This window comes from Streptomyces sp. NPDC028928, assembly GCF_055564915.1.
The window spans coordinates 71,899-88,594 of sequence record NZ_JBVHVI010000014.1 but is presented as its reverse complement, the minus strand read 5'-3'; the positions used below and the strand labels follow the sequence as shown (position 1 = coordinate 88,594).

At 71.3% G+C, this 16,696-nt stretch carries 17 protein-coding genes; 16 read left to right on the top strand and 1 reads right to left on the bottom strand.

What is annotated here, in order from left to right:
• Positions 1–33: 33 nt before the first annotated feature.
• The 12 genes from ACZ4U1_RS30615 to ACZ4U1_RS30560 all read left to right on the top strand — a co-directional run bounded on the left by ACZ4U1_RS30615 (position 34) and on the right by ACZ4U1_RS30560 (position 12,283).
• Positions 34–987 (top strand): helix-turn-helix transcriptional regulator, encoded by a 954-nt coding sequence (locus ACZ4U1_RS30615; protein WP_467907401.1) that lies wholly within the window; start codon positions 34–36, stop codon positions 985–987.
• Between the two features lie 15 nt (positions 988–1,002).
• Positions 1,003–2,004, top strand: a complete 1,002-nt coding sequence (locus ACZ4U1_RS30610; protein WP_467907400.1) for a helix-turn-helix transcriptional regulator — start codon at positions 1,003–1,005, stop codon at positions 2,002–2,004.
• 196 nt (positions 2,005–2,200) lie between these two features.
• Positions 2,201–2,461: a hypothetical protein gene (locus tag ACZ4U1_RS30605; protein WP_467907556.1), complete on the top strand. Its 261-nt coding sequence runs from the start codon at positions 2,201–2,203 to the stop codon at positions 2,459–2,461.
• A 42-nt stretch (positions 2,462–2,503) separates the two neighbouring features.
• Positions 2,504–2,698 carry a hypothetical protein gene (locus ACZ4U1_RS30600; protein ID WP_467907399.1) on the top strand — a complete coding sequence of 65 codons (195 nt, stop codon included), beginning with the start codon at positions 2,504–2,506 and terminating at the stop codon, positions 2,696–2,698.
• Between the two features lie 260 nt (positions 2,699–2,958).
• Complete coding sequence (gene tatA, locus ACZ4U1_RS30595; RefSeq protein ID WP_467907398.1) at positions 2,959–3,237, top strand: Sec-independent protein translocase subunit TatA; 279 nt, start codon at positions 2,959–2,961, stop codon at positions 3,235–3,237.
• Between the two features lie 47 nt (positions 3,238–3,284).
• A complete protein-coding gene (gene tatC / locus ACZ4U1_RS30590) occupies positions 3,285–4,235 on the top strand; it encodes a twin-arginine translocase subunit TatC (protein ID WP_467907397.1) in 951 nt (316 codons plus the stop codon).
• 96 nt (positions 4,236–4,331) lie between these two features.
• Positions 4,332–7,184, top strand: a complete 2,853-nt coding sequence (locus ACZ4U1_RS30585) for a DEAD/DEAH box helicase (RefSeq protein ID WP_467907396.1) — start codon at positions 4,332–4,334, stop codon at positions 7,182–7,184.
• A gap of 350 nt (positions 7,185–7,534) precedes the next feature.
• On the top strand, positions 7,535–9,223 hold the full coding sequence (locus ACZ4U1_RS30580; protein WP_467907395.1) for a sensor histidine kinase: 1,689 nt from the start codon (positions 7,535–7,537) through the stop codon (positions 9,221–9,223).
• Positions 9,220–9,624 (top strand): roadblock/LC7 domain-containing protein, encoded by a 405-nt coding sequence (locus tag ACZ4U1_RS30575; protein WP_467907394.1) that lies wholly within the window; start codon positions 9,220–9,222, stop codon positions 9,622–9,624. The genes ACZ4U1_RS30580 and ACZ4U1_RS30575 overlap by 4 nt, the downstream gene beginning before the upstream one ends.
• Positions 9,621–10,109 carry a DUF742 domain-containing protein gene (locus ACZ4U1_RS30570; RefSeq protein ID WP_467907393.1) on the top strand — a complete coding sequence of 163 codons (489 nt, stop codon included), beginning with the start codon at positions 9,621–9,623 and terminating at the stop codon, positions 10,107–10,109. Before ACZ4U1_RS30575 ends, ACZ4U1_RS30570 begins: the two co-directional genes overlap by 4 nt.
• Positions 10,090–10,710: a GTP-binding protein gene (locus ACZ4U1_RS30565; protein ID WP_467907392.1), complete on the top strand. Its 621-nt coding sequence runs from the start codon at positions 10,090–10,092 to the stop codon at positions 10,708–10,710. Before ACZ4U1_RS30570 ends, ACZ4U1_RS30565 begins: the two co-directional genes overlap by 20 nt.
• A 73-nt stretch (positions 10,711–10,783) precedes the next feature.
• Positions 10,784–12,283 (top strand): cytochrome P450, encoded by a 1,500-nt coding sequence (locus ACZ4U1_RS30560; protein ID WP_467907391.1) that lies wholly within the window; start codon positions 10,784–10,786, stop codon positions 12,281–12,283.
• 28 nt (positions 12,284–12,311) lie between these two features.
• Here ACZ4U1_RS30560 and ACZ4U1_RS30555 read toward each other — a convergent pair whose 3' ends face one another.
• Positions 12,312–13,262: an RluA family pseudouridine synthase gene (locus tag ACZ4U1_RS30555; protein ID WP_467907390.1), complete on the bottom strand. Its 951-nt coding sequence runs from the start codon at positions 13,260–13,262 to the stop codon at positions 12,312–12,314.
• A gap of 88 nt (positions 13,263–13,350) precedes the next feature.
• On the opposite strand from ACZ4U1_RS30555, the gene ACZ4U1_RS30550 reads away from it, so the two are divergent.
• From ACZ4U1_RS30550 to ACZ4U1_RS30535, 4 genes are all read left to right on the top strand, one after another.
• Positions 13,351–13,932 carry a GNAT family N-acetyltransferase gene (locus ACZ4U1_RS30550; RefSeq protein WP_467907389.1) on the top strand — a complete coding sequence of 194 codons (582 nt, stop codon included), beginning with the start codon at positions 13,351–13,353 and terminating at the stop codon, positions 13,930–13,932.
• Between the two features lie 138 nt (positions 13,933–14,070).
• Positions 14,071–14,700 carry a PadR family transcriptional regulator gene (locus ACZ4U1_RS30545; protein WP_467907388.1) on the top strand — a complete coding sequence of 210 codons (630 nt, stop codon included), beginning with the start codon at positions 14,071–14,073 and terminating at the stop codon, positions 14,698–14,700.
• Positions 14,701–14,900: 200 nt separating this feature from the next.
• A complete protein-coding gene (locus ACZ4U1_RS30540; RefSeq protein WP_467907387.1) occupies positions 14,901–15,908 on the top strand; it encodes an ATP-binding cassette domain-containing protein in 1,008 nt (335 codons plus the stop codon).
• Positions 15,905–16,681, top strand: a complete 777-nt coding sequence (locus ACZ4U1_RS30535) for an ABC transporter permease (protein ID WP_467907386.1) — start codon at positions 15,905–15,907, stop codon at positions 16,679–16,681. The genes ACZ4U1_RS30540 and ACZ4U1_RS30535 overlap by 4 nt, the downstream gene beginning before the upstream one ends.
• Positions 16,682–16,696 lie beyond the last annotated feature (15 nt).

The following is a 16,696-nucleotide window of genomic DNA, read 5'->3' as shown; positions in this document are numbered from 1 at the left end:
TCAGAAGCACCATAGGGAAGGCGAAGGGCGTCGATGGCCATTGCCAAGGCCGAGCGGCTGATGAACCTCGCGCTGTGTCTGCTCGGCACCCGCCGGCCGCTCAGCAAGCGCGAGCTGCGGGAGTCGATCGAGGCCTATCTGGAAGCGGGCAGCGACGACTCCTTCAACCGCATGTTCGAGCGGGACAAGGACGACCTGCGCGAACTGGGGCTGGTCATCGCCACCGTCGAGAACATCGAGGGCGAGGTGGGCTATCTCGCCCGCCGCGACAGCAACCGGCTGCCCCCCATCACCCTGGACGCCGAGGAGGCCGCCGCCCTGGGCCTGGCCGCCAAGGTCTGGCAGCAGGCCCGGCTGGCCGGGGCCGCGAGCGGCGCCCTGCAGAAGCTGCGCGCCGCCGGCCTGCCCGAGGACGTCGACCCCTACGAAGCGCACGGCGCCCTGGAGCCGCGCATCCCGGTGCACGAGGCCGCCTTCGAGCCGCTGATGCTGGCCTGCCGCGACCGCCGCCCCGTCGTCTTCGACTACCGCAAGGCCTCCGCCGCCCGCCCCGAACCCCGGCACGTCGAGCCGTGGGCGCTGGAGTGCTGGCGCGGCCACTGGTACCTGGCCGGATTCGACCGCGACCGGGGCGCCGAGCGTGTCTTCCGGCTCTCCCGGATCACTGGCAGGGTCCGCTCCCGCGGTACCGGGTTCACCGCGCCCGTGCCGGACGTCGTCACCGTGCGGGAGACCGTCGCGAGCTGGGCCGGCGAGATAGCCGACCGCTCGGCGCTGATCCGGCTGCGTTCCGGCGCCGGTTACCCCCTTCGGGCGAAGGCCACCAAGGTCCGGGAACTCGGTGACGGCTGGGACGAGTTGGAGATTCCGTACGGGCACGGCCTGGACGCCTGGCTGGTGGAGTTCGGGCCGGACGTGGTGGTCCTGGAGCCGGCCGAGCTGCGGGCCGACGTGGTGGACCGGCTGCGTGCCGTGGCCAAGGGCTGAAGGGGGAGCGGAACAGTGGCAGTCAAACCGGCCAGGACCGTCAACGCCATCGACCAGACCCGGCGGATGCTCTCCCTGGTGACGTATCTGAGAGAGCGCCCCGGCGCCCGGATCGCCGACGTCGCGCGCGCCTTCGGCATCACCGAGGACGAGCTGGTCGCCGACCTCGACCTGCTGCCCATGTGCGGCACCAGCTTCCGCGGCGGCGACCTGCTCGACATCGACACCGACGGCGAGCGCATCTGGTGGCACAATCCGGCCGCGCTCGGCGAGGAGGCGGCCGAACCGCTCCGGCTCGCCGCCGACGAGGCCACCGCGCTGCTGGTCGCCGCCCGCGCGGTCTCGACCCTGCCCGGGCTCAGGGAGAGCGACCGCCAGGCGCTGCTGCGGGCCACCGCCAAGGTGGAGACCGCGGCCGGCGAGGCCGCCGGCGCCAGCTCCCGCCTGTCGGTGACCTTCGAGTCCGAGGGCGGTGTCTTCGCCGACGTCGACCGGGCGATCTCCGAGCGCCGCCGGCTGTGGATCCGCTACTACTCCCCGGCCCGCGACGAGGTCACCGAGCGGGAGATCGACCCGATCCGGCTGGTCAGCGTCGGCCACACCTATGTGGAGGCCTGGTGCCGCCGCTCCGAGGCCCGGCGCACCTTCCGGCTCGACCGGGTCGCCGAGATCCGCATCCTCGACGAGCCCTCGGCCCCGCCCGAGATAGAACTGCGCGACCTCTCCGAGGGACTGGTGCAGCCGGCCGCCGAGGACCCGGAGGTCGTGGTCGAGGTCGGCCCCGGCGGCCGCTGGGTCGCCGAGTACTACCCGCACGACAGCGCCGATGAGCTTCCCGACGGCGGGCTGCGTATCACTCTGCGCACCCCCGACCCGGCCTCCCTGCGCCGGCTCGCCCTCCGGCTCGGCCGCGACGGCCGGATCGTCTCGCCGCCGGAGCTGGCCGACAGCGCCCGGAGAGCGGCGGCGGAGGCACTGGCGGCGTACGACACGGCGGAGCCACACTCCGGGCGGTGAGGTGCCCCGAAGAGCTGCGGGGAGAGGTGCGGGGCCGTATCGGATGTGCGGCTCCTGGATGTGCGGCTCCGCCGCGTGGGGCGCGACCAGCCGCCACGGCGCCGCGGACGCGAGACGGCACCACGCGGCACTCTTGGCGGCGCGCCCGGCGGACCAGAGAAGAGGAGCGAGGCCTGTGAGCGAGCGTCCGCAGGAGATGACGGTGGCGACCGCCTTCGCCGGGATGCGCAGAGCGGTCCCGGTGGTGTTCCGCGCCGGCTGCCCCGACTGCCGGGGCCGCTTCGAGCTCGCCGCGAGCGCCCTGCGCCTCGCCATCGGCGCCACCAGCCGGACCACCTTCTACTCCTTCACCTGCCCCGACTGCGGCGCCGCGGTCCGCAAACCCGCCGGGGAACGGATCGTCGAGCTGCTCACCGGCGGCGGGGTGAGGACCCTGCGGCTGCACTCCACGGTGTAGCCGGCTGCGGTCCACGGCGGCGGACGGTCTAGTCTCGACGTCATGTTCTGGCCGATGTTCGCGGTAGCCGTGGGTTTCCTGGGTCTCGCCGTCCTCGGCGTGCTCGCCGTCCGGGTGTTCCTGGAGGCGCGGCGCCTGGGGCAGCAGGTGGCGGACTCCGCGCGCCGTATCAACCGGGCAGCCGAGGACCTGGAGCGGGCGGCCGTGGGCGCGACCCGCGCCGTGGACGCCCTGTGAGCCACGCCGAGCGGTGCCTGTGAGTCCGGCGGGGCAAGCGCTTTGCGTCACTTCGCCCTGTCATGCTGCCCCGCGGGACAGGTACGCTGCTGGTCGCGGTGCGGAGAACGAGGCCCGCACCGCGGACCGGGAGTACGCACGGGGATTGCCTCACGTTTACCCCTGAGCGTTACGATCGCTGTCAGCACGACCATCGGACACATGTCCGACTGGTCGGACAGCACCCCACCCCAGCCGCCTCGGTGAGAAGGTAAAGACTTATGTTCGGAAGGCTCGGCGCTCCCGAGATCATTCTCATCCTCGTCGTCATCATCCTGCTCTTCGGCGCGAAGAAGCTTCCGGACATGGCCCGCTCGCTCGGCAAGTCCGCGCGCATCCTCAAGAGCGAGGCCAAGGCGATGAAGGAAGACGGCAACTCCTCCGCCCAGCCGCCCGCCTCCAACGAGCAGCCCCCGGCCCAGCGCACCATCCAGGCGGCCCCCGGCGACGTGACCAGCTCGCGGCCGGTCAACGAGCCGACGGACACCACCCAGCGCTGACGCACGGCCGGAAACCCCCGGCCTGCCGCACGAGATGAGGACGTGGGTTGCTCAAGTCTGCCCGCCACAAGGAGAAGGATCCCGAGGGGCGGATGCCCCTTGCGGATCACCTTCGTGAGCTCCGCAACCGGCTCGCGAAGGCCATGCTGGCCATCGTCGTCGTGACGGTGGTCGCCGCCTTCTTCTACAACGACATCATCAACTTCCTGACGAGGCCCATCCTCGACTCGATCGGTTGCCCGGAGACCTTCGAGGAGCTGGCGAAGGCCAGCGGCAAGCGCCAGTGCGCCGAGATCACGATCAACGGTCTCCTCGCCCCGTTCACGCTGGCCCTCCAGGTCTCCCTGATGGCGGGTGTCGTACTGGCCTCGCCGATCTGGCTCTACCAGCTGTGGGCCTTCGTCGCGCCGGGCCTGCACCGGCACGAGAAGAAGTACGCCTACGCCTTCGTCTTCACCGGCGCCCCGCTGTTCTTCGGCGGTGCCTTCTTCGCGTACAAGGTGCTGCCCACCACCGCGAAGGTGCTGATCGACTTCACGCCGAACGGGTCCATCAGGAACTTCCTGCCGCTCGACGACCTGCTCCAGCTGGTCACCCGCATGGTGGTCGTCTTCGGCCTCTCCTTCGAGCTGCCGCTGCTGCTGATCATGCTCAACCTCACCGGGGTGCTGACCGGGCGGCGCATGCTCGGCTGGTGGCGGGCCATGATCCTCGGCATCACGGTCTTCGCGGCCGTGGCCACACCGAGCACCGACCCGCTGTCGATGCTGGCCCTGGCCGGGCCGATCTGGGTGCTGTACTTCGGCGCGGTCGCGTTCTCCCTGCTCAACGACAAGCGCAGACGCCGCCGCGAGGCCGCGGGCCCCGCCGACGACGAGGCCTCCGAGCTGGACCTCACCCCCGAGGACATCGGCGACATCGAGCCCGTCTCGGCCACCCGGGCCCTGCCCGAGCAGGCGAGCACCGACCGGGTCAACGGCTACGACGACGTCACCTGACCTTCACCGAGCCGCCGCGCGTGACGCCCCCGCACCTGAAGAGGTGCGGGGGCGTCCGCCGTTCCGCCGCCCCGTGGACGGTCAACGATCCGGATAATGATCGTCCTGTTGTCAGTGGGGCCCGGTACGCTCGAAAGTACGATGACAGAGGATCTCTCACCGGCCGAGCGGTACGCGGCAGCCCGCAGGCGGGCAGCCGAGCAGGCCACCGCACTCGCCTCCTTCCGCGAGATGTACGACTTCGGCCTCGACCCCTTCCAGATCGAGGCCTGCCAGGCACTCGAAGCGGGGAAGGGCGTGCTGGTGGCCGCCCCCACCGGCTCGGGCAAGACGATCGTGGGCGAGTTCGCCGTCCACCTCGCCCTGCAGCAGGGCAAGAAGTGCTTCTACACGACACCCATCAAGGCGCTGTCGAACCAGAAGTACGCCGACCTGTGCCGCCGCTACGGCACCGCGAAGGTGGGCCTGCTCACCGGCGACAACAGCGTCAACTCCGACGCCCCGGTGGTCGTGATGACCACCGAGGTCCTGCGGAACATGCTCTACGCCGGCTCGCAGACCCTCCTCGGCCTCGGCTACGTGGTCATGGACGAGGTGCACTACCTCTCCGACCGCTTCCGTGGCGCCGTCTGGGAGGAGGTGATCATCCACCTGCCCGAGTCGGTGACCCTGGTCTCGCTCTCCGCCACCGTCTCCAACGCGGAGGAGTTCGGTGACTGGCTGGACACCGTCCGTGGCGACACCGAGGTGATCGTCTCCGAGCACCGGCCCGTTCCGCTGTTCCAGCACGTGCTCGCCGGACGCCGGATGTACGACCTGTTCGAGGAGGGCGAGGGCCACAAGAAGGCCGTCAACCCCGACCTGGTCCGCCTGGCCCGCATGGAGGCCACCCGGCCGTCGTACCAGGACCGCAGGCGCGGCCGGGCGATGCGCGAGGCCGACCGCGAGCGCGAGCGCAGACAGCGCTCGCGGGTGTGGACCCCGGGCCGTCCCGAGGTCATCGAGCGGCTCGACGCCGAGGGCCTGCTCCCGGCCATCACCTTCATCTTCAGCCGGGCCGCCTGCGAGGCCGCCGTCCAGCAGTGCCTGTACGCGGGTCTCAGGCTCAATGACGAGGAGGCGCGGGACCGGGTCCGTGCCCTGGTCGAGGAGCGCACCGCCCACATCGCCCCCGAGGACCTGCACGTCCTCGGCTACTACGAATGGCTGGAGGGCCTGGAGCGCGGCATCGCCGCCCACCACGCGGGCATGCTGCCGACCTTCAAGGAGGTCGTGGAGGAACTGTTCGTCCGCGGCCTGGTCAAGGCCGTGTTCGCCACCGAGACCCTCGCGCTCGGCATCAACATGCCCGCCCGCTCGGTGGTGCTGGAGAAGCTCGTCAAGTGGAACGGCGAGCAGCACGCCGACATCACGCCCGGCGAGTACACCCAGCTGACCGGCCGCGCCGGCCGCCGCGGCATCGATATCGAGGGCCACGCGGTCGTGCTCTGGCAGCGTGGCATGAGCCCCGAGCACCTCGCCGGCCTGGCGGGCACGCGCACCTACCCGCTGCGCTCCAGCTTCAAGCCGTCGTACAACATGGCGGTCAACCTGGTCGAGCAGTTCGGCCGGCACCGCTCGCGCGAGCTGCTGGAGACCTCCTTCGCGCAGTTCCAGGCCGACAAGTCGGTCGTCGGGATCTCCCGCCAGGTGCAGCGCAACGAGGAGGGGCTGGCCGGCTACAAGGCCTCCATGACCTGCCACCTCGGCGACTTCGAGGAGTACGCGCGGCTGCGCCGGGAACTGAAGGACCGGGAGACCGAGCTGGCCCGGCAGGGCGCCAACCAGCGGCGCGCCGAGGCCGCCGTCGCCCTGGAGAAGCTCAGGCCCGGCGACGTCATCCACGTCCCCGCCGGCAAGTACGCGGGCCTGGCCCTGGTGCTGGACCCGGGCCTGCCGGCGGGCCGCGCAGGCGGCCACCGCGGCTTCGACCACCACGACGGGCCGCGCCCGCTGGTGCTCACCGCCGAACGGCAGGTCAAGCGGCTGGCGTCGATGGACTTCCCGGTGCCCGTCGAGCCGCTGGACCGGATGCGGATCCCGAAGTCCTTCAACCCGCGCTCGCCGCAGTCCCGCCGGGACCTCGCCTCCGCGCTGCGCACCAAGGCCGGGCACATCCCGCCGGAGCGGGCCCGCAAGAAGCGGTCCCAGGCCGCCGACGACCGCGAGATCGCCCGGCTGCGGACGGCGATCCGGGCACACCCCTGCCACGGCTGCAACGACCGCGAGGACCACGCCCGCTGGGCCGAGCGCTACCACCGGCTGCTGCGCGACACCTCGCAGCTGGAGCGGCGCATCGAGGGCCGTACCAACACGATCGCGCGGACCTTCGACCGGATCGTGGCCCTGCTGACCGAGCTGGACTACCTGCGCGGGGACGAGGTCACCGAGCACGGCAAGCGGCTGGCGCGGCTGTACGGCGAACTGGACCTGCTGGCCAGCGAGTGCCTGCGCGAGCGGGTCTGGGAAGGGCTCTCCCCGGCCGAACTGGCGGCGTGCGTCTCGGCGTTGGTGTACGAGGCACGGGTCGGCGACGACGCGCTGGCACCGAAGCTGCCCTCCGGCAAGGCCAAGGCCGCGCTCGGCGAGATGGTCCGGATCTGGGGCCGGCTCGACGCGCTGGAGGAGGATTTCCGGATCAGACAGACCGAGGGCGTCGGGCAGCGGGAGCCGGATCTCGGGTTCGCCTGGGCCGCGTACATGTGGGCGTCCGGCACGGGGCTCGACGAGGTGCTGCGCGAGGCGGAGATGCCGGCCGGTGACTTCGTGCGCTGGTGCAAGCAGGTCATCGATGTGCTGGGGCAGATCTCGGCGGCGGCCCCTGCGGAGGGCTCGACCGTGGCCAGGGCCGCGCGCAAGGCGGTCGACCAGTTGCTGCGGGGTGTGGTCGCGTACTCCTCGGTGGGGTGACCGCCCACGGCGGAAGAAACGGCGACCGGGGCCGCTGAGGTGCGGCCCCGGTCGCCTTTTCACTCTTTACGGTGAGTGACATTCGCACGCCCGTACGGCGATACTCTTCGTGTACGAACGAAAACTCAGCGTGCAAAAGGAGTTGAGCGTACTCCTGTTGCGGCGGCGATTTCAGGTGCTTGCCGAATATGACACGGCGATGATCCGGTCGGACTAAGCTCGCCCGCGGCGCACCGAGTTGAGGCAATTCGTGCGCCTGTTCCCAAACATGCAGTAGATCCCGACAGTTACCTGAACCTTCCCCCCGAAAGCTCCTCCGACACCCAGCCGATTCGTCTCAGAAGGCATCCATGGTGAGTGTTCAGAAGCCTCCCGGTCGCCGTGAACGTCCCTATGCGCGCGTGCTGTTGCCGCCGGCCATAGTGATGGCCGCGGCGGCCGGAACCGCCGTCGCCCTGGTACCGCCCTCGGCCCGGCTCGCCGTCGGCGTGTGCGGAGCGCTGGCGGTACTGCTGGTCCTCGGCACGGCCGGGGAGGCCGTCCGCCGCGGCCGACTGCTCCGCGAGGCGAAAGCCGAACACGCCCGTCACGCCGCGCATCTGGAACAGCGGATCGCCGCGCACAACGAGCTGATGGAGCGCTTCGCCACCGAGGTCCTGCCCAACGGCTTCTACCGGCTGCGCCGCGGCCAGGTGCTCCGCAACGTCGTGCGCGACGTCTTCGACGCCGACCCCGGACTGCGCGGCCTGCCCGAGGGCTACCGCGAACTGGTGCGCATCGCGCTGCGCGGCGCCGACCAGGAGATCTCGATGCGCGACGCCACCGAGCGCTCCTTCGTGAGCGTCGCGCGCCGCGTCCAGGCCATCGTCCACCAGCAGGCCCAGGAACTCCGCGAGATGGAGGAGGACCACGGCCGCAACCCCGAGGTCTTCGACGACCTGCTGCGCATCGACCACGGCACCTCGCTGATCGGCCGGCTCGCCGACACCATCTCCGTGCTCGGCGGCGGGCGGCCCGGCCGCCAGTGGCCCCAGCCGGTCTCCCTCTACAGCGTGCTGCGCGGAGCGATGTCGCGCATCCTGGAGTACCGCCGCATCAACCTCGCCTCGATCGTCAACATCAACATCAAGGGCACCTCGGTCGAGCCGATCATCCACGCCGCCGCCGAGCTCCTCGACAACGCCACCCGCTACTCGCCGCCCACGACCAAGGTGCACGTCACCGCCGTCGAGGTGCAGTCGGGCGTCGTCATCGAGATCGAGGACTGCGGGGTCAGCCTCAGCGAGGAGTCCCGCGCCCGCATCGAGCAGATGATCGAGGACGCCAAGAACGGCGAGGACGCGCACAACCTCGGCGAGAACCCGCGCCTCGGCCTCGCCGTCGTCGGCCGCCTCTGCAAGCGGTTCGACATGGAGGTCTCGCTGCGCGCCTCCGCGTACGGCGGGGTCCGCGCCATCCTCGTCGTCCCGCGCGTCATGACGACCACCGAGCCCGGTGTCGGCGCCGTGCAGGCCCACGGCATCGGCGCCGCCGCCGCCCAGATCCCGACGGCGGACGCGGTCGAGGGCCCCAAGCGCCCGGCCAAGAAGCGCCGCCCCACCAGCCCCAAGATCTCCTCCAGCATCTCGCTGGAGGACGACATCCCCGAGGTCACCGAGTGGACCGCGGGCGGCCTGCCGCAGCGCCGCAGCCGGGTGAAGACGCCGCTCAGCCAGCGGTACGCCGAGAAGGCGGCCATCGAACGCGCCGAGCGCGAGGGCCGGCCGACCGTCTGGTCCCAGAAGAAGCCGGAACCGGCACCCGAGCGCGAGATCGACCCCGAGCGCAAGAAGCTCATGGAACGGCCGCCGGGCATGTGGATGGAGGACTTCTGGAACGGCCTGCGCAAGGGCATGCCCCCGGACACCCCCACCCACGAACTGACCGACTTCACGCTCCACCCGACCAAGTACCTGCATCTGCTCAACGATTCGGCCGACTACGCCGAGGGCGCCACCGAGGGCGCCACCGAGGCCGACGACGAGGGGGACCTCAAGTGATCCAGCAGCGAGGCAACCTGGACTGGATGCTCAAGCAGCTGAACGACGGCGTGCCGGGCATCGAGATGATCGTGGTCCTCTCCGCCGACGGACTGCGCATCGCCCGCTACGGCGGCGACCCCGACGCCGCCGACCGGGTGGCCGCCGCCTGCGCGGGCGTACAGAGCCTGGCCAGTGCCATCATCCAGGAGCTGCCCGACGCCGGCGACATGAGGACCGTCGTCTTCGAGATCGAGGGCGGCTACTTCTACCTCATGAACGCCGGCCCCGGCGCCTACCTGGCCGTGCTCTCCGACGTGACCTGCGAACCGGGGCGGATGAGCGGCATGATGCGCGACCTCGTCGTCCGGATCGGCGCGCATCTCACCAGTCCGCCCCGGCGGAACGGGCAGACCGTATGACCCCTCCGCGACGCACGCGGCGCCGGCCGCAGCCTCCGCCGGCACCGAAGCCCTCGGCGCCGCACCAGCAGCACCAAACGCACCAGCAGCACCAGCCGCCCCAGCCGCCGCACTCTCCGTCGCCGGATGCGGCGGAGGCGGCGGACGGCCGGCGGCCGGGCAGCATCCCGGAACGGCTGTACTCCGTCACCGGATCCGGCGAGGGCGCCCGCGCCGAACTCGATCTGGTGACCTTGATCATGGCGCGCTCCGCGCCACCGGTCTCCGCCACCCCGGAGCAGACGGCGGTGCTCCGGCTCTGCCAGGCCCCGCTCTCCGTGGCGGAGCTGTCGGCCTACCTCCGACTGCCGTTCAGCACGATGACCGTCCTGATCACCGAGCTGATCACGGCCGAACTGGTGCAGGCGCACGCCCCCATCGTCCGCCAGGCGCTCCCCGACCGTTCCATCCTCGAAGCGGTGATGCATGGACTTCAAAGGCTCTGACACCCTCCCCGGACCACGCACCGAGGACCACCTGCCGCACACGACGCAGGCCGCGGTGAAGATCGTGATCGTGGGCGGCTTCGGCGTCGGCAAGACCACCATGGTCGGTTCGGTCAGCGAGATCAGACCGCTGACGACCGAGGAAACCATGACCCAGGCCGGTATCGGCGTCGACGACAACTACGGCTCCGACTCCAAGACGGCCACCACCGTGGCCATGGACTTCGGCCGCATCAGCATCACCGAGAAACTGGTGCTCTATCTCTTCGGCACCCCCGGCCAGGAGCGCTTCTGGTTCCTGTGGAACGGCCTGTTCGAAGGTGCGCTCGGCGCGGTCGTCCTGGTCGACACCCGGCGCCTGGAGGTCAGCTTCGACGTCATGGGCCGGCTGGAGGAGGGCGGCGTGCCCTTCGTCGTCGCCGTCAACACCTTCCCGGACGCGCCCCGTTACCCCGTCGAGGAACTGCGCACCGCGCTCGACCTGGCGCCGGAGATCCCGATCATCGAGTGCGATGTGCGCCGCCGGGCCTCCAGCAAGGACGTGCTGATGACCCTGATGCGCTTCCTGCACTCGCTCGCCATGTCCGGCGCCCTCACCTGACCGGCAGCCCCCCCCGACACCCCGGCCCCCCCTTTTTTCCGTATTTCCGTATTTCCGTTCCGGAGCGACCACTGTGACGCCTGAATCCCCCTCACCGACCGGCACACACGACACCCTCTCCGGCCCGCCGCCGGGCTGCCCCGCGCACGGCCTCGGCACCGGAAGACCGCGCCGGCTCTACGGCCCCGACGCGGAGGACCTCGGCGACCTCTACGAGCGTCTGCGCGAGGAGCACGGCCCCGTGGCACCCGTGCTGCTCCACGACGACGTACCGATGTGGGTGGTCCTCGGCCACGCCGAGAACCTGCAGATGGTGCGCCAGGCCTCCCAGTTCACCCGCGACAGCCGGATCTGGACCCCGCTGCTCGACGGCAGGGTCAAGCCCGACCACCCGCTCATGCCGCACATCGCCTGGCAGCCGATCTGCTCCCACGCCGAGGGCGAGGAGCACAAGCGGCTGCGCGGCGCCGTCACCGCGGCCATGGAGACCATCGACCACCGCAGTGTGCGCCGCCACATCGGCCGCTACACCCAGATCCTGGTCAACAGCTTCTGCGAGCGGGGCCGGGCCGACCTGGTCTCCCAGTTCGCCGAGCATCTGCCGATGGCCGTGATGTGCGAGATCCTCGGCATGTCCGAGGAGTACAACGACCGGATGGTGCAGGCAGCCCGGGACGCGCTCAAGGGCACCGAGACTGCCATCCAGAGCCACACCTACGTCATGGAGGCGCTGAGCCGGCTCACCACCCGGCGGCGCGCCCGGCCCGAGGACGACTTCACCAGCCACCTCATCACCCATCCGGCCGGGCTCACCGACGACGAGGTCCGCGAACACCTGCGGGTCGTCCTCTTCGCGGCCTACGAGGCCACCGCCAACCTCCTCGCCAACGCCCTGCGCATGGTCCTCACCGAGCCGGGCTTCCGCGCCCAGCTCAACGGCGGGCAGATGACGGTGCCGGAGGCGATCGAGCAGTCCCTGTGGGACGAGCCGCCGTTCAGCACCGTCTTCGGCTACTACGCCAAGCAGGACACCGAGTTGGGCGGGCAGCAGATCCGCAAGGGCGACGGGCTGCTCTTCGCGCCCGCGCCGGGCAACGTCGACCCGCGGGTGCGGCCCGACCTGTCCGCGAGCATGCAGGGCAACCGCGCGCACCTCGCCTTCGGCGGCGGCCCGCACGAGTGCCCCGGCCAGGACATCGGCCGCGCCATCGCGGACGTCGGCGTCGACGCGCTGCTCACGCGGCTGTCCGACATCCAGCTCGACTGCCCCGAGGAGGACCTGCGCTGGCGGTCGTCCATCGCCTCCCGGCACCTGGTGGCGCTGCCGGTGCGCTTCGAACCCAAGCCGCAGCAGGACGTCGACCTGCCACCGCAGGCCATGCCCCTCCCGCAGCAGCGCTCTCACTGGCAGATCGGCACCCTCAGCACCGACCCCGCACCCCCCACCGACCCCAAGCCCCCCACCCTCCGTCCGGCCCCCACCCCGACCCCGGCCCCGCCCGCCGCGACACCGGAACCCTTGCGCCCCCGGGGCCTCTGGCGCCGGCTGCTGGCGTGGTGGCGCGGGGAGTAGCGGGGATCAGCACCACCGCGGCCTGGGGCTAGCCGTCCGTGGCCCAGGCGTCGTACGACGTCCACGCCCCCAGGTCGCGGGCGCTGGTGAACGTGTGGGCCGTGCCGGTGACCGGGTCGGTGAACTCCAGCGTGCGGGCGAGGAGTTGCAGGGGGCGGCGGAAGTCGCCGGGCGGTACCGGGGGAGTCACCTCGGGATACAGGGGATCGCCGAGGATGGGGATGCCCAGTGTGCTCAGGTGGACCCGTAGCTGGTGCGTCTGGCCGGTTGCCGGGATGAGGCGGTACCGGGCCAGGCCGGCCCGGTGCTCGGCCAGTTCGACCCGGGTCTCGGCGTTCGGCTCGCCCGCGACCTCCCGGGCGGCCTGCACCCCGCGCTCCTTCACGATCCTGCTGCGCACGGTCCGGGGCAGGGCGAGCGCGGGATCGTACGGCGCTACGGCCTCGTACTCCTTGCGCACCCGCCGGTCCCGGAACAGCGTCTGGTACGCGCCGCGCTCCTCGGGCCGCACGGTGAACAGCACCAGCCCGGCGGTGAGCCGGTCCAGGCGGTGCGCCGCCGTCAGCGTCGGGATGCCCAGCTCACGCCGGAGCCGGGCCAGCGCGGTCTCGGCGACATGCGAGCCGCGCGGGGTCGTGGCCAGGAAGTGCGGCTTGTCGGCCACCACGATGTGCTCGTCCCGGTACACCACCTCCACCGGGAACGGCACCGGCACCTCGGCGGGCAGCTCCCGGTGGAACCACACGAACATCCCCGGCCGGTACGGCGCGTCCGGCGCCACGGCCCGCCCGTCGGCCCCGACGACCAGCCCCGCGGCGAGCATGGACTCCACCACCCCGGGCCCGGCCCCCGTGAGCCGTTCCACCAGATGCTCGCCCACGGTGGCCCACGTCCCGTCCGCCGGCAGGCGTACCCGCACGGGGTCGACCCCGTCGCGCTGGGGGAGCGGGGCGGGCGGGGGCGGCGTACGGCGTCTCATCGGGGTCAAGGGTACGGGGGTGCGGTCACCCGGGCGGCGGACGAAAACGGGTGGGCCGCCGGCCACCGCACTCGGCAGGATGTCGACCATGCCGTACCTCACCAGCCCGGTCCTGACGCCCGGTGCCCTCGCCCGTACGCCCCAGCCCACCGTTCACGCCGACGACGGCCTGCTCCTGCGCCCCTGGCGGCCCGAGGACGCACCCGCCGTGCACGCCGCCTTCCAGGACCCAATCCTGCGGCAGTGGCACATAAGGTCCTGTGACTCCGCCGAGGAGGCCGCCGGCTGGATCGCGCAGTGGGAGCAGGGCTGGGCGGACGAGCGCGAGGCGCAGTGGGCCGTCGTGGACGGGGCCACGGACGAGTTGCTGGGCCGGGTCGCGCTGCGCCAGATCCTGCTCGGGGACGGTGTCGCCGAAGTGGCGTACTGGACGGTGGCGCGGGCGCGCGGCCGGGGTGTCGCCGCGCGCGCCACGGCGGCCCTGGTCCACTGGTCCTTCGAGGAGGTGGGCTTCCACCGCCTGGAACTCATGCACGCCACCGCCAACGAGGCGTCCTGCCGGGTCGCGGGCAAGGCCGGTTTCGTCCTGGAGGGCACCAAGCGCAGCGCCCTCAACCACCAGGACGGCTGGCACGACATGCACCTGCACGCGCGCGTGCGGGGCGACTGAGCCGTCGCCCCCGCCGGCGTGTCCGCTCCCTCACAGAGTCCGACCATCCCTGCCATACGCGATACATCGTGACTATTGCTCTCCCGAACCTCAACGCGATATGTTCGGACACGGATATTCGGAGGCGAGGTGACCGTCGTGGCAGTGAAGCGTCGCAAGCTCGGCAATCCCCTGGCGCTCGCGGTGATGGCGACCCTGTGGCAGAAGCCCATGCATCCGTACGAGATCGCCCAGACCCTGCGCCGCCAGGGCAAGGACACGAGCACGAAGATCAACTACGGTTCGCTCTACACGGTCGTGCAGAACCTCGAAAAGCACGGTTTCGTCGAGGTGACCGGCGTGGAGCAGCAGGGCAACCGCCCCGAGCGCACGGTGTACGGACTCACCGACGCCGGACGCGAGGAGCTGACCGAGTGGCTCTCGGACCTGATGGCCGTGCCGGTCAAGGAGTACCCGATCTTCGAGACCGCCCTGTCCGTCATGGGGGTCCTGCACCCGGACGACGCCGTCCGGCTGTTGGAGGAGCGGCTGAGCACCCTCAAGGTGCAGTTGGCCAGCGGGCGCGGCGCGCTGGAGAAGCTCTACGAGACCCTGCCGCGGCTCTTCCTCGTCGAGACGGAGTACCAGCTGCACATGCTCCAGGCGCAGGCCGCATGGGTCAGCGGCTTCCTCGAGGAGATCAGGAAAGGCACGCTGCCCGGGGTCGACCTCTGGCGGCGCTACCACGACACCGGGGAGCTGCCGGAGGAATTCACCGAACCCCTGTGACGAGAACGACCCCGGCGCGGCTGTTCCAGCAGCCCCGCCGGGGTCTCGAACCCCGAAACGGATCCGCCGTGCGGCGGCTCCGGGCGATCGAGGTGCGGCACACCCAGGATAGCCCGGCGCTCTTCACGCGGATCTTCCACCGTCCGCCCACCCGGGCCGACGGACGATCCGTCATCGGCTCATTCAGGAGAGCAGTCGTCATGAACACCCGTACACCCGCGGTGCAGACGCGCCGGCTCGTCAAGACCTATCCCGGCGGCGTCACCGCCCTCGACGGGATGGACATCACCGTGGCCCCCGGCACCGTCTTCGGACTCCTCGGCCCCAACGGCGCCGGCAAGTCCACCACCGTCAGGATCCTCACCACCCTGGCCCTCCCCGACTCCGGCACCGCCACCGTCGCCGGGCACGACGTGCTGCGCCACCCCGACCGGGTGCGCCGCGCGATCGGTGTGGTCGCCCAGCACTCCGGCGCCGATCCGGTCGCGACCGGCCGGGAGAACCTGCAACTCCAGGGCCGCCTCTACGGCCTGCGTGGCGCCGCGCTGAACCGGCGGGTGGACGAACTGCTGGAGCGGTTCACGCTCGCCGAGGCCGCCAGCCGGCAGGTCAAGGGCTACTCGGGCGGCATGCGGCGCCGCCTGGACGTGGCTCTCGGGCTGGTGCACCGGCCCGAGGTGCTCTTCCTCGACGAGCCGACCACCGGCCTCGACCCGGAGGCGCGCACCGCGATGTGGGAGGAGATCGGCAGGCTGGCCGGCGAGGAGGGACTGACGATCCTGCTCACCACGCACTACCTGGAGGAGGCCGATCGGCTTGCCGAGCGCATCGCGATCGTCGACCGCGGCCGGATCGTGGTGGAGGGCACACCGGACGCCCTCAAGGGCGAACTGCGCGGCGATGCCGTCCACCTGGAGCTGGGCGAGCCGGTCGGCGAGGCCGGCCGCACGCTGCTCACCGGTGCCCTGACCGCGCTGCCCGGGGTGTACGAGGCGTTGTGCGAGGGGAGCCGGATCAGCGTCCGCGCCGACGACGGAGCCGCCACGGTGCCCGCGCTGCTCACGGCGCTGGACCGGGCCGGGGTCACCGTGGCGTCGGCCACCGTCGCCCGGCCCTCGCTGGACGACGTCTACCTCCGCCACGCGGGTCGCCGGTACGCGGAGGCCGAGGCCGAGACCGCGCGCGTGCTCACCGGAGGTGTGCGATGAGCCTGGCCCTCACCCAGACGTGGTACATGACGCAGCGTCAGCTGCGGGTGTTCGCCCGGCAGCCCGCCTACGCGGTCATCACCCTGATCCAGCCGGTGGTCTGGCTGTTCCTGTTCGGCAGCCTCTTCAGGAAGGTCGTCGAGCTGGGCGGCTTCGGCACCACCTCCTACCTGGACTATCTCGTGCCGGGCGTGGTGGTGATGAGCGCCCTGAGCTCCAACATGTGGGCCGGCATGGGCACCCTGGAGGAGATTCAGCGCGGCACCCTCGACCGGTTCCTGTCCACCCCGGTCAGCCGGGCCGCGCTGATGAACGGCAACGTCGTCAACAACGGCCTGGTCACCGCGTTCCAGTCGGTGGTCATCGTGCTGCTCGGGCTGCTCGGCGGCGCGCACTACCCCGGCGGCGTCGGCGGCATCGGCATCCTCGTGCTGGCCGCCGTCCTGCTCGGCACGGTCTTCGGGGCGCTGTCCAACGCACTCGGCATGGTGGTGCGCGAACGGGAGTCGATCATCGGGATCAACACCTTTCTGCTGCTGCCGCTGACCTTCCTCTCCAGCGCCTTCATGGCCCCGTCGCAGATGCCCGGCTGGATGCGGCACATCGCCGACTTCAACCCGCTGAACTGGGCGATGGTCGCGGGCCGTTCGGCGATGTCCGCGCATCCCGACCGGGGTGACGTCCTCGGTCGCGGCGGCGCGTTGCTCGCCCTGGCGATCGCGGCGGTGTGGCTGTCCGTCCGCGCCTTCCGCTCGTACCAGCGGTCGGTGTGACCCCGTAGGGAGCGG